The sequence below is a fragment of the Phytopseudomonas argentinensis genome (assembly GCF_900113905.1).
GTDB lineage: Bacteria > Pseudomonadota > Gammaproteobacteria > Pseudomonadales > Pseudomonadaceae > Aquipseudomonas > Aquipseudomonas argentinensis.
Genome location: NZ_FORC01000001.1, coordinates 149,707 through 162,708, shown reverse-complemented (window position 1 = coordinate 162,708; position 13,002 = coordinate 149,707). Strand labels below are relative to the sequence as shown.

General features: G+C 60.9%; 11 protein-coding genes. 8 read left to right on the top strand and 3 right to left on the bottom strand.

Annotation, left to right across the window (positions count from 1 at the left end):
* The first annotated feature begins 57 nt into the window (after positions 1-57).
* Complete coding sequence (locus tag BM154_RS00650) at positions 58-855, top strand: hypothetical protein (protein ID WP_074879665.1); 798 nt, start codon at positions 58-60, stop codon at positions 853-855.
* 114 nt (positions 856-969) lie between these two features.
* Positions 970-1,428 (top strand): thiol-disulfide oxidoreductase DCC family protein, encoded by a 459-nt coding sequence (locus tag BM154_RS00645; RefSeq protein ID WP_074879662.1) that lies wholly within the window; start codon positions 970-972, stop codon positions 1,426-1,428.
* Positions 1,429-1,595: 167 nt separating this feature from the next.
* Here the strand turns inward: BM154_RS00645 and BM154_RS00640 are convergent, their stop codons facing one another.
* Positions 1,596-2,465: a LysR family transcriptional regulator gene (locus tag BM154_RS00640; protein WP_074879659.1), complete on the bottom strand. Its 870-nt coding sequence runs from the start codon at positions 2,463-2,465 to the stop codon at positions 1,596-1,598.
* Positions 2,466-2,609: 144 nt separating this feature from the next.
* On the opposite strand from BM154_RS00640, the gene BM154_RS00635 reads away from it, so the two are divergent.
* Entirely contained in the window at positions 2,610-3,587 is a 978-nt protein-coding gene (locus tag BM154_RS00635) for a hypothetical protein (RefSeq protein WP_074879656.1), read from the top strand.
* A gap of 132 nt (positions 3,588-3,719) precedes the next feature.
* On the top strand, positions 3,720-4,496 hold the full coding sequence (locus BM154_RS00630) for a sulfite exporter TauE/SafE family protein (RefSeq protein ID WP_074879653.1): 777 nt from the start codon (positions 3,720-3,722) through the stop codon (positions 4,494-4,496).
* A gap of 177 nt (positions 4,497-4,673) precedes the next feature.
* Here the strand turns inward: BM154_RS00630 and BM154_RS00625 are convergent, their stop codons facing one another.
* Positions 4,674-6,815: a methyl-accepting chemotaxis protein gene (locus BM154_RS00625; protein WP_074879651.1), complete on the bottom strand. Its 2,142-nt coding sequence runs from the start codon at positions 6,813-6,815 to the stop codon at positions 4,674-4,676.
* Between the two features lie 365 nt (positions 6,816-7,180).
* Between BM154_RS00625 and BM154_RS00620 the strand changes: the two genes are divergently transcribed.
* The 3 genes from BM154_RS00620 (at position 7,181) to BM154_RS00610 (ending at position 9,577) form a co-directional block, all read left to right on the top strand.
* Positions 7,181-7,423 (top strand): hypothetical protein, encoded by a 243-nt coding sequence (locus tag BM154_RS00620; RefSeq protein WP_074879648.1) that lies wholly within the window; start codon positions 7,181-7,183, stop codon positions 7,421-7,423.
* A gap of 267 nt (positions 7,424-7,690) precedes the next feature.
* Positions 7,691-9,034: an APC family permease gene (locus BM154_RS00615; protein WP_074879644.1), complete on the top strand. Its 1,344-nt coding sequence runs from the start codon at positions 7,691-7,693 to the stop codon at positions 9,032-9,034.
* A gap of 207 nt (positions 9,035-9,241) precedes the next feature.
* Positions 9,242-9,577 carry a hypothetical protein gene (locus BM154_RS00610; RefSeq protein ID WP_074879640.1) on the top strand — a complete coding sequence of 112 codons (336 nt, stop codon included), beginning with the start codon at positions 9,242-9,244 and terminating at the stop codon, positions 9,575-9,577.
* Positions 9,578-9,972: 395 nt separating this feature from the next.
* On the opposite strand, the gene BM154_RS00605 is transcribed toward BM154_RS00610, so the two are convergent.
* Positions 9,973-10,665: a YetF domain-containing protein gene (locus tag BM154_RS00605; RefSeq protein ID WP_074879637.1), complete on the bottom strand. Its 693-nt coding sequence runs from the start codon at positions 10,663-10,665 to the stop codon at positions 9,973-9,975.
* 304 nt (positions 10,666-10,969) lie between these two features.
* Here BM154_RS00605 and BM154_RS00600 point away from each other — a divergent pair, with 304 nt between their 5' ends.
* A complete protein-coding gene (locus BM154_RS00600) occupies positions 10,970-12,892 on the top strand; it encodes a HAMP domain-containing methyl-accepting chemotaxis protein (protein ID WP_074879634.1) in 1,923 nt (640 codons plus the stop codon).
* The last annotated feature ends 110 nt before the right edge of the window (positions 12,893-13,002 follow it).

Genomic DNA, 13,002 nt, shown 5'->3' with positions numbered 1-13,002 from the left:
GCTCCGCGCGGCAGCAACCTTGCCAGTGTCCTCTCGCTAATTTCCAGGGAGTCCTCTATGAACAACGTATCCGGGCCTGTATTCAGCCTGCACTACATCGGCCTCAATCTGAAGAAAGGCGTCACTGCCGCGCATTTCGAAGCGTTCGCCCGTGAACGCGGTATCCAGATTCCGGCTTATCCCGGCTGGCAATGGACGCTGCTCAAGGGCCTGCGCGGTGAGCGGCAGCATCAATACCTGATGCTGCACGAGGCACCCAGCGCCGAAGACTACGACCGTTACATCGACGCCAACGGCGATCACACCGCGCTGGCCCAGACCTTCTGGCATCAGCGCCCGCAGGCCCTGGAGCTGATCGCCGAATGGAAGACCTTCGCGACCGTCTCCGAGCGACCCACCATCTTCTCGCACTATTCGCAGGTCGCCGAGAATACCCGCAGCACGCTGCCGGAGGGACCCAACTACCAGGCACTGGCCGGCCAGGAACCCGTCGCCCGGGTCATCGGCATTCATAACCTGGCGCTGCGTCCCGGCGTATCTGCGGCGACCTTCGAACACTTCATCACCAGTAATATCCAGCGCATCGCCGACTATCCGGGCTGGAAATTCCATATGCTGAAATGCCAGGGCGGCAGCCGCATCGATCAATACGTGGTCATGCTGGAAATCGAAAGCCTCGAATCCCTCAATGCATTCCACCCGGAACTCGATGTTTCCACCGAACTGGCACTGCAGTTCGTACGCGAGCACCAGGACGCGGAACGCATGAACGAAGAGTGGCGCGAACTGGCGTCCTTTTCAGGCGCGCCTCAGCTCTACACGGATTACCTGACCATTGCTGGCAATTGCGGTTGATTGGGGGAGGGGCCAACCATCTCGGAGGCAAGATCTGCATATGTCCGAGCTGATGATTGTCGGCTTGGGATCCTGGGCATATGGTATGGAAAATCGCGACGGGACTGATCGTTAATGGACAGAAAGCCAACATGGCCGCTGACCCTCTATTTTGACGGCGAGTGCCCACTCTGCGCCCGGGAGATAAACACCCTTCGCGCGCGCGCCGCCCCGGAGCGCCTGCGCTTCGTCGATATCCGTGACGAAGGTTTCGAGCCCGAATCCATGGCACTCACCTTTGCCCAGATGGAATCATTGCTGCACGCCAGGTTTGCCGATGGAACCTGGGTCACCGGTCTGGAAGCAACGCTGTGGAGCTGGCGCGCAGCTGGCCTCGGCTTCTGGGCTGCGCCCCTGTCATGGCGCTGGGCCAGGCCGATGCTGAACGTCGCCTACCGGTTTTTTTGCCGCTGGCGCCCGCACCTGGCATGGCTGCCTCATCCTGATGGTGCCGGCCGCTGTAAAGGGCAGAGCTGTGCGCTTCCCGAGGCGGGGAATGCAACGCATAAGCAGCCACCGTCTGAAGAGCGTTAGGCCGCGAAGTAGGTCGAACTGGGTGATCCAGAGGCATCTTCCATCGCGAGTGGTCAGCATTGAATCGATGCCGAACGATCAGTTGATCCAATCCTTTAACCCGTAATCCCAACTTGACCTGCAGGGTCGGGCTTTCGCAGGTGCAGTGCCTGGGTCTGTCTTAGCCGCTAGATTGTTCTGAACGAATCTGTCATCAATTCTGCGAATGCATCTCTGGCGCGATGGAAGCCAACATTCTTGTTCCAGACGAAGTAATTCTGTATCGGCGCAAGCGACTCGAAGGTATAGCCTTTTATATTGCCAATCTTCTGATATTGCTCGAACACCCCTGTCGGGACCAAGGAGACCCCCGCGCCGGCACTCACGCAGCCAAGAATGGTGCCATAACTCGCTATGCTTGTGATGGGTGTCGATACCTTGGCAGCCTTCAACCAATTCTCGAGTGCCTGGCGATAAGGGCAGCCCTCAGGCCACATGAAAATGTTGAGGTTGTTGAGATCCTGTGGCGAGGTAATTTCGCCCAGCGACATTGAGGCGATCAATACCAAGGGTTCTTTATATATTTCCTGTTTGCCGATATCAGGGTGATCGCTGTTTACAGCAATTATCGCACCGTCCAGCTTGTGGTCGACGACGTCCGTAACCAAGTTTGACCAGGTATCGGTGCCGAATTGCATGTGCACTTTTGGGTAATGTGCGTGGTAGCGGGACAGCAGAGCCGGTAGACGGCCCGTCGCCGCCGATTCGATTGCACTTATTTTCAGCACGCCTGCTGGAGGCGCTTCGGGGTCAAGCGCCCTTTGCGCCTCCTGACAAACAGCTAGAATCTTGTTCACATAACCGAGAAATAACTCCCCTGATGGGCTAATGACGAGCCCACGGCCTTTGCGTATGAACAGGTCAACGCCCAACTCCTGTTCCAGTAACTTGATCCTGTTGGTGATATTGGACGGTACGCAGTGCAACACCTTGGAAGCTTTAACGATACTGCCTTGCTCGACGATCACTTTAAACATTTTCAGTTGCGACAGTTCCATTGCTACACCGACCATTCATTTAAAGTGAATAGGTTTTTGATTATAAGTTACTTGATTGTTGCTTACAAGTGACCTAGTTTCGCGTTTGTGTGCATTTATCAAATGCTAAGTTCATACATGCCCTTTAGGGAAAAAGGTGAGGCAATGAATTCTAACGTGGTGAAGAGCGCTGTTGTAATGCCCCGGCATCAGTTATCGATGCAGCAGTTTGGTGACGTATTCATCGAGGCGTTGCCCAGGCACATCAGCGCATTGAAGATACCGGGTCGCGTCATTACGGGTGATCAGCGTAAAGCGGCTATTCTGGCCCATGTCGATCATGTGTCAGAAATGCAATTGGCGATGTATGAAGTGCTCTGCCATGAGGCCACGCAGCAGGCGCAATGTTGGGCTGAAAAAAGTTTCGATGCGTTTTTGACGAAGGAGCTGGTTGATGAAGGTGTCTTGAAATTCTTCAACGGCTGGAATGAAACGCATAAAACAACCAGCCTGGTATCGGCGAAAATTATCATGCGATTGGCTGCAGATGCAGGTGCCGTTTCCTTGCATCTACAGCTTTTGTACAACAATGTCATGGCACATATGCATGAAGTTGCGAAGGATGATTTCGGGCTGGGCCATGAAGGGCACGACGGCATGTATGAATACATGACTACAGCTTTCGGCGCTTCGCGTTGGATCGAAAGACAGTATGCAGTAAAGGCGTGCAATGATTTTTCTGAGTTTCTTTATAAAGTAGGTGTGGCGGAAAATAAATCTCCCTTGCGCTCTCATGAGCACAAGCAGTCAATCCTGGTCGCGATGATGACGTCAGTGGCATCTGAGCTTTGGAATGGTCGCGAATACAACTATGTCGCGCAGTATATCGGCGAGAAGTTGCAGGCTGTTAACCCCTTGCTGCGCACCGACTTGAAGGCGCTTCGAGTTGCCAAGGGTTATGTCATGGGGCATTCAGGGGAGGTGGAAAACAGACCTGGGTTGCATGCGCTAGCCGCGGCTCAGGCCTACTGCCGATTCGCTGATATCGAGTTTGATATTGGCCGTCTGAAAGAGGTGATGCTCGACTATAACGGCCGTGTAGGCAATGCGTTTCGCAGTATGCATGATGCACTGAGCCATTGAATGAAAAAGTTTTACCGAGGCCGCTGATGCCGCGACAGGCGTCAGCGGCCTCTGACTCAGAAACATGATACCCGCACGATATTCCAGGAAGTCATGTGGCGGATCAGATAGTGGATGGCAAAGAGATGCAGTATGAGTTTTGAATATGCCATCGTGACCTTGGGTTTCTTTGCGTTCTGCGGTGGGTTGATCGATGCGGCGGTGGGTGGTGGGGGGCTAGTGCAAGTGCCTGCTTTACTCCACGCCTTACCTCAGCACAGCCTGGCAACCGTCTTTGGCACCAACAAGCTGGCGGTGCTTCTGGGTAATTTCTTTTCCATATCAGGCTACCTGAAGCGAATAACAATTGTGTGGAAGCTCATGCTGCCGACGATGGCCTCCGCTTTTTTATTTTCTTTTCTAGGCGCTTTTTCTGTCTCGTTGATTCCCAGGGAAATCATGGAGTATGTAGTCTTCGTGATCTTGATCCTGATGGCTGCCTATACCTTCGCGAGGAAGGATCTGGGTAAAGTCCATCGGGCTGCCGAGTGTGGGGTAAAAGAGGTTCTGCTCAGTGTGTTTTTTGGCGCATTGCTGGGGTTTTACGATGGCCTATTCGGGCCTGGCAGCGGAAGTCTTCTGCTATTCGTTTTCGTCAGATACTTCGGTTTCGATTTTCTCAACGCATCGGCCTGCGCCAAGCTGGTGAACCTGGGAACCTTTAGCGCTGCGCTGTTCTTTTTCATTCCCTCGGGCAACGTGTTGTGGCTGATCGGCGGCGTGGTGGGTTTATGTAATATCGCAGGGGCCCTCACCGGCGTGTTCCTGGCACTTCGTTATGGCAGTGGTTTCATTCGCGTCTTTTTCCTGATCCTGTTGGTATTCCTTATAGGTCGCATGGGATATTCAATCGTCTTGGGTGGAGGCTGATGGCAGGGTGTCAACGCCCGGTTCCAGCGGTTCCGATAGGGGCCGCGTTGGTCGCTGAAGCAGGGCAGGATATGTTGCACGCTCCGGCGCCGTTTTCCGTCCGGTCTGCAGCAGCCTCGCAACAAACCACCACGGCTTGTTGCGGCAATGCTATCTGGCTGCCTTTTCGCTACGACCCTAGACCTTGAACTGATCCATCAACCCCTGCTGGTGGTTGGCCAGCTCATTCAACGAGCGGCTGACCTGGGCGGATTCATCCGCCTGTTCGGCCAACGATTCGGTGACGTCGCGAATACCCGACACGTTGCGGTTGATTTCCTCGGCGACGGCGCTCTGTTCTTCGGCGGCACTAGCGATTTGCAGGTTCATGCTGGTGATCACCGAGACCGCATCGCCGATACGCTTGAGGGCGCTGACGGCGAGGGCGACGTGGCTGACGTTGTCCTGCGCCTGGAGGTGCCCGTCGTGCATGGATTCCACCACATCGCGGGTGCCCTGCTGCAGGCGTTCGATGACCTGGCGGATCTCTTCGATCGATACCTGGGTGCGGGTAGCCAGGCTTCTGACCTCGTCGGCGACGACCGCGAAGCCACGCCCGGCTTCACCGGCGCGTGCGGCTTCGATGGCGGCGTTGAGGGCCAGCAGGTTGGTTTGTTCGGCGATGCTGCGAATGGCTTCGAGCACCGAGCCGATCTGCTCGCTGCTGGCCGCCAGGCCTTCCACATCGCGCATGGCGGTGCCCAGGTCATGGGCCAGGCGTTCGATGCGCTGGGTGGTCTGGTCGACTACCTGGAGGCCTTCGCGGGTGGCTTCGTCGGCGCTGCGTGCCGCGGCGGCGGCCTCGGAAGCGTTTTGCGCCACGGCCTGGGCGGTGGCGCTCATCTCGTTGGAGGCGGTTGCCACCTGTTCGACCTCGCTGAGCTGCGCCTGCATGCCCTGGCTGGTGCGGGTGGCGATGCCAGAGGACTGGTCGGCGGTGTGGCGGGCGGACTGCACCGACTCCTTCACCTTCGCCACGATCGGCTGCAGCTTGTCGAGAAAGTGATTGAAGCCATCGGCCAGCCGACCGAGTTCGTCCTGCCGCGGGTAGGCGAGGCGGCGGGTCAGGTCGCCTTCGCCGCTGGCGATGTCTTCGAGCATAGTGGCGACCGAGAGGATCGGGCGGGTCACCCGACGGGCCATGAAATTCATCAGCAGAAGGCCCAGCACGATCGCGCCGAGCCCCACCAGCCAGGAGATCATGCTGTCCCGGGTGCGTTGCGACTCGAGGGTATCGGCGAGCGCCAGTGCACGGGTCAGCACGACCGGCTTCGGCGCCTGGATCAGGATGCCCCACGCCTTGGCGCCCGGAATGGGCTGGACGGGCTGCAACACCCCGAGCGCCTGCTCGCTCGACACCACGGAGGGCTGGCCGGACTGCAGTGCCTGTTTCAATGCTGGCGCCTGGGCCTGGTAGGCGGTGTCCAGAGGCTTGCCGAGCAGCTTCGCGTCACGGGTGTAGGCGGCCAGCAGGCCGGCCGGGCTGATGATGCTGATGTCGCCCTGGCCTTCGTACAGGCCGCGGTTGGCGGTTTCGGCCAGCGCTTGCAGCGCCGTGAGGCTGATGTCGATACCGATCACGCCGATCACCTTGCCGCCGTCCAGCAGCGGCAGGGCCACGCTGGTCATCAGCACGGGCTGGCCATTGACCTGGTCGACATAAGGATCGAGCAGGCACGGTGCCGCGCTCTTGAGCGGGCAGCTGTACCAGGCATTGTAGGCCGCGCCGCTGGGGCCGGGGGTAGTGTCGGCCAGCTCCTGCTCAGTCATCACTTCGGCTTCGAACGCGCCCGGTTTGCTCTGCGACCAGTAAAGGGCGAAGCGGCCCGCTTCGTTGCTGCTCGCGCTCTGGTTATCGGTGAAATTCCCGTCCTGGCCATCCAGGCGGTTGGGCTCGAAGGCGATGTAGATGCCGAGGGATTCGGGGCGCGCCTTAAGCGCATCGGCCAGCACGGCGGTCAGGTCGCTACGCAGGGCTTCGGCGCTCAGCACGCCTTTGCCGTGCTGTTTACGCAGCAGATCCACCTGTTTGGCGAGGCCAATGCCATACAGGTAAACCTCGAGGAACTCGCTGCGCATCCCTTGCGCCTGTGCCTCGGCAATGGCCTGCAGACGCAACTGCGCGGAGTCACCGAGCATATGGAAACTGGTGTCCTTGACCACATCGCTGCTGCGCGCCGCATAGAACTGCGAGACGAGTACGAGCAGGGACACGACGACCAGAAGGCACAGGCCGGCGAGGGCGGTCAGCTTGAACTGAATGGAGAGCCGATTGAACATGAAAACAGCCATTTTGCTGGGAGAGTCGTGGGTTATCGGCCGCTGCTCGGATTGCTGCAGCTGATCGAGAGGCCGTCCGTCCTGCCGTAGTCTGGATTGAAGGGGGAGCGGCGCGCCACGCCTGACCAGGTTTTGACAAGAGCTTGAGCCCCGACAACAAGGGTGAAGAGCCCTGGTGGCGCCTGGCGGTGAGGACACTGACCATCGCCAATTGCGCTCCCCTGCAGCCGGTGGCTGGCAATCGGTGGCCGGCAGATCTCTGCGCAGTCATGCGTTGCCGCTTGTCGAAACCATGGCACTCGCACGCCAGGCGGCCTTTCACAGCTGTATGCGCAGATGTCCTGCGTCGTTACGGGAGTGTTGTCATGGCAGTCGAACATAACCAACCAGAGTCCGCTTTCCAGGCTTCCAGCGATAAACCGGTGGATACCGGCGCCGGGCATGGCTCGGGGCTGGAAAAGGCCAAGTCCGAGCCAAAGCAGGGCGCCAACGAAGCCGATGCCAAGAAGAATCGTGTCGAATGGAACCCGCCAGCGGGTAACCCGGGCTCCGATCAGGACGCACTGCGTGACCGCGATACCGGCAGTGCCAGAACGAACGACCACTAAGCGCTGATCGCTGCAGCGAGCGGTTGCACGGTCTCCAGGCCCATGGCCTGAGCGCGCAACGCTCGCCTGTTTTTTGCTAGAGAGCCCGACTTTCTCTTCCCCCTCTACCTTCCATCAGCGGGCCGCGGCCCGGGCTGCGCCGTTACCGGTCGGCCGGCTTGTTGAATCTTTGCCGCTGCGCGGCATCTTTCAAAATGTAACGGTCAGCCATGACCGGCCTGCAGGCGGCTGTCGCCGCAGGTGCGCAACCCGAACAGGACGTGAACGATGCCAACCCCCAATACCCAGCCAGCCCCCACATTGAAGCGCGCTATCACCGGCTCGATGTTGACGCTGTTCATTCTCGGGGACGTGCTCGGTGCCGGGGTGTATGCGCTGGCCGGGGTGATTGCCGGAGAGGTTGGCGGAGCGGTCTGGGTTGCCCTGCTGGTCGCCCTGGGCTTCGCGCTGCTGACCGCCGGCTCGTACGCCGAGCTGGTCACCAAGTACCCCCATGCCGGCGCCTCGGCGGTGTTCGCGGCCAGGGCGTACAAGTCGCCGCTGGTGTCGTTTCTGGTCGGCTTCTGCATGCTGGCGGCAGCGGTGACCAGCGCGGCGGGGCTATCGCTGGCGTTTGCCGGTGATTACCTGGCGGCCTTCGTCGACATTCCCGCCCATGTCGCTGCGCTGATCTTCCTGGTGGTGATCGGCCTGCTCAACGCCCGGGGCATCAAGGAGTCGCTGTCGGCCAATCTGGTAATGACCACCATCGAGCTGTCCGGCCTGCTGCTGGTGATAGTCGCCGCTGCCTGGTTCCTGCGTGGCGGCGAAGGGGATTTCAGCCGCGTGGTGGAATTCAAGGCCGGGGTCAACCCCGCTGTCGCGGTACTCGCCGCGGCGCTGCTGGCATTCTACTCGTTCGTGGGCTTCGAGACCTCGGCCAACCTTGCCGAGGAAATTCGCGACGTGCGCAAGACCTACCCGCGGGCACTGTTCGGCGCGCTGCTGATTGCCGGCGCGATCTACATGGCGGTGGCAATCGGCGCCGCAGTGGTGATGCCGGTCGAGCAACTGGCGACCTCCACCGCGCCGCTGCTGGAAGTGGTCAAGGCCTCGGGCCTGGGAATCCCGCAGCAGTTGTTCGCCTTTATCGCGTTGATCGCCGTGGCCAACGGCGCCTTGCTGACCATGATCATGGCCAGCCGCCTGGCCTACGGCATGGCTCACCAGCGGCTGCTGCCCAGTGTGCTGGGCGGCGTGCTGCCAAAGCGTCGCACGCCAGCGGCGGCCATCGTGGCGACCACCCTGGTGGCCATCGCACTGACGCTGACCGGCTCGCTGGCGACCCTGGCGCAAACCGTGGTGCTGCTGTTGCTGTTCGTGTTCATCAGCACCAACCTGGCAGTTTTGGTGCTGCGTCGTGACAAGGTGGCAGAGGATCATTTTCGCGTGCCGACCTGGGTGCCGGTACTAGGCGTCGCCTCGTGCCTGCTGCTGATGACCCAGCAGGATGCGCAGACCTGGCTGCGCGCCGGTGCGTTGCTGCTGGCCGGGGTGGTGTTGTACGGCGTCACTCGAGCTGGCGGAGTGAAGCCACTCAAGGCCGAGGACTACAAGCTGGCGGACAGTTGAGCCTGCTGACCGGCCGCGTCTTGCCAGTGGCGAGACGCAGACTCTAGGCGCCTGCCCACAGTGCCATTAGCACGCCTGTGCTAATGACCGCGCCTCCCACCAGGGCTATGGTTGCTGGGTATCTCCAACGTTTTCAAGCCCTTGCGCTACTGCCGCGAGGCGGATCTTCGTTGTGGAGCATTCCCTACAATTCCAAGGAAGCACACCATGAAACGGCGTTCCCCGGTCACCATGTTTGCGCTGCTCGGCGCTTTGTTCGTCGGCCTCGCGGGTTGCAGCAACATCAAACCCACCGAAGACAAGCTCAAGTCGCTGGCCGAGACCAATCTCGGCGAGCCGGTGAGCAGCATCGGCAACGTGCGCAGCGATTCCATGCAGACTTATTTCGTGGCGCGTACCGGCTCCGGGGACTACAACTGCACGGTGCAAAGTGGCGCCAGCGGCGGCGCCTTTACCATAGCCAGCCTGGGCATGATGCAGCCCACCGCCTATTGCCAGAACAAGGCCAGCGGCAGCGGTCGACCAGCCCCGTTCGGCCAGTGAGCCCAGGGCCACTGGCCCGAACTCCGAGCCCAATGAAAAAGCCCGGCCAGGGATGGTCGGGCTTTTCCACCTCTGTCGCCTGGCTGCGAAAGCGGACGGCACGAAGGCTTGACCGGGGGACGCCGAGGCGCATGGCTGCGCCGCCAGCGCCGGCTTAGCCTGGGCCAGAAATATGCGGGGCGTTATTCGAGTTCGTGGAGCAGGGTGACACCGGAATACAGGCCGATCACGAACAGCGCCAGGAATACCACTGCCGAGCCGATCAGGAATGAAGTCATGGTGCGGGCCTTTTCTTCTTGGGCGCCTCGAGCTGGCGCGATAGAAGGGTAGAGGCACTGCCGCGCGGATCGGTTCAGGGGATTTTTCCCTGTGCCTGCTGGGCCATGGGCGGTCTGTCAGCGCAGCCGTTCGTGGCTCAGGGCTGGCGACCAGGTGTGCTGCCCGCAGCGCGGGCAATCGGCCGCTTGGCCACCCGCCATCGGCTGGGTGTGCGCGCAGCGCACGCAGGCATAAACGCCGGCTTCGGGTACCTGCTGGTATTCGCTGCGGTGCTCGGCCGGCAGCACGGAAAGGCCAGGTTTGACGGCATCGGGCGCGAAGAAGTACAGGCTCATGTCGCCATCGGTTTCCAGAATGCCCAGGCGCACCTGGCCAAGGTGCTCGACACCTTGCTGGCGCAGCTCCATGAAAAACTCGTCGGACGAGATGTTCAGGTGATCCAGGCTGTTCAGCTCGTAGAGTCCGTCCTTGATGATGGTCACCGGCTTGCCTTCCATCCAGTCGGAAAAGCGCTCGCTGCGGCGCATGGTCGTGACCGTGGCGCGGTACAGCACCAGCAGGGTGACGAACACCATGGCCACCGGCAGCAGGGGCACGTCGTCGTAGAACGATACGTCACCGGCCGCGGAGCCGAGGGTGAGGATTACTACCAGCTCGAACAGCGATAACTGGCGAATGCCGCGCCGGCCGCTGATCTTGAGGAACAGGAAGACCACCACGAAGGCGAATAGCGCGCGAAACGCCACCTCGCCCAGAAACAGCAAAGGCATATCACCGAGCAGCATGCGCTGCCAATCGAACGCACTCATTTTTCACTCCGAAAGCCTGCCGCTACTCAGTTGAGACCGCCAAGCCGGCGTTTGGGTCGAACTCGATCACGGTGTCTTCACTACGGGCAGCAGGCCCGCTCCAGAGCGTGGCGAGGCAAATTGGTTGAACCAAGCCGCTTCGCTTGCGTCAATGCGATATCAAAGTGATATCGCGCAGCCCAGTTGTCCGGTTTGGAGTACGTGCTCCATGCAACTACAGGCTGCCGATCGATCCCTGGCAGCGCTATCGGCCGGGTATCGGAACACTTCCCGGATTATCCATACGAGTAGTTGGAGCGACCCCATGAATGCATGGTTTGGCAATATAAGCGTCACCCTCAAACTGGCTCTGGGCTTCGGCCTGGTGCTGCTCCTGACCATGGCCCTGGCGCTTGTCGGCTGGACCAGCCTGGGCAGCGTGGTGCAGCGCAGCGAGCGTATGGCGGATGTCAATGGACTGACCCATACCCTCACCGATCTTCGCGTCGCACGCCTGCAGTACCTAATCGCCAATGGTGGCGACGAGGAAGGCAAGGAGGTGGAGCGACAAATCCAGGCGCTCTCACAGCGCCAGCAGGACATGCTGCCGCGCTTTCGCAACGCCGAGAATCAGCGCCTGATCAATCAGCAGATCGAGCTGATGAAGCAATACCAGCAGGCGTTCGACAAAACCCAGGCCGCCTACGTGACCAGCCGCCAGACGCGTACCGCGATGGTCGAGCTGGCCGATCGCGCCAGTGAGCTGATCGATCGTGTTCGCGAGGAAGTGGGCCGTTCTGCTGCGGGCAGCGAAACCGGCTTTGTCCGCTATCAGGCCATCGCGCGCACCGAGGATGACGTGCAGACCCTGCGTTATAACGTGCTCACTTACACCTCCGATGTCAGCGCGCGCACCGAGCAGGCGCTGAATCAGCAGATCGAGCGAGTCGGCCAGGGCCTCAATCTGCTGACGAGTGTGTTCACCGGCGAATATCGCGATGAGGTCCAGCAGCTGCAGAACACGCTAAACGACTACCGCAGCCTCTTGAACACCTACCGCGCGGTCACTGAGCAGCGTGTGCAGATGCGTGAAGCCATGACCGAGCAGGCGCGGGAAATCGTCAAGGGTAGTGATGCGCTGCTGGAAATGCAGGCCACCCTGCGTGATCGCGATACCACCTTCGCCAACCAGATGATGATCGGCGCCACCCTGCTGGCACTGTTGGTGGGTATTCTCTCGGCCTGGCTGATCACCCGGCAGATCACCCGCCCGCTGCAGGAGACCCTGGAGGCGGTCGAGCGCATCGCCGGCGGCGACCTCAGCCACAGCTTGCAGGTCAACCGCCGCGACGAGCTGGGTGTGCTGCAGCAGGGTATCCAGCGCATGGGCAGTACCCTGCGCGACTTGATCGGCGGCATTCGCGACGGCGTTACCCAGATCGCCAGCGCGGCCGAGCAGTTGTCCGCCGTGACCGAGCAGACCAGTGCCGGGGTGAACAGCCAGAAGGTGGAAACCGACCAGGTGGCCACCGCCATGCAGGAAATGTCCGCCACCGTGCAGGAGGTGGCGCGCAGCGCTGCCGAGGCTTCCCAGGCCGCCGTCGACGCCGATCGTGAGGCCGGCCAGGGTGACCGCGTAGTGGGCGAGACCATCGCGCAGATCGAGCGGCTGGCCGTCGAGGTAAGCCGTTCCAGCGACGCCATGGGCGAGCTGCAGAGCGAAAGCAACAAGATCGGCGGAGTGATGGACGTGATCAAGGCGGTGGCCGAGCAGACCAACCTGCTGGCCCTCAATGCGGCCATCGAGGCGGCGCGCGCCGGGGAGGCCGGGCGCGGTTTCGCTGTGGTGGCCGACGAGGTGCGTGGCCTGGCCCAGCGCACGCAGAAGTCCACCGAAGAGATCGAAGTGCTGATCGCCGGCCTGCAGCGCGGCACCCAGCAGGTGGCGTCGATCATGCAGAGCAGCCGCGAGCTGACCGACAGCAGCGTGGCGCTGACCCGCCGCGCCGGTGATGCGCTGGGTGCGATCACCAGCAAGGTGTCCAACATCCAGGCGATGAACCAGCAGATCGCGGCCGCGGCCGAGCAGCAGGGCGCGGTAGCCGAGGAGATCAGCCGCAGCGTGGTCAACGTGCGCGACATTTCCGAGCAGACCGCCGAGGCCAGCGAGGAGACCGCCGCCTCCAGCGTCGAGCTGGCGCGCCTGGGCAATCAGCTGCAGACGATGGTCAGTCACTTCCGGGTGTAATGCGTGGCGCCGGGTGATAGCGGGTTACTCGCTATCGCCCGGGGGGCCGGGGCGGATGCGGATCGGCGCGGTAACCGCGCAGGGCCATCCTTCGTTTTGGGGCGACGCTG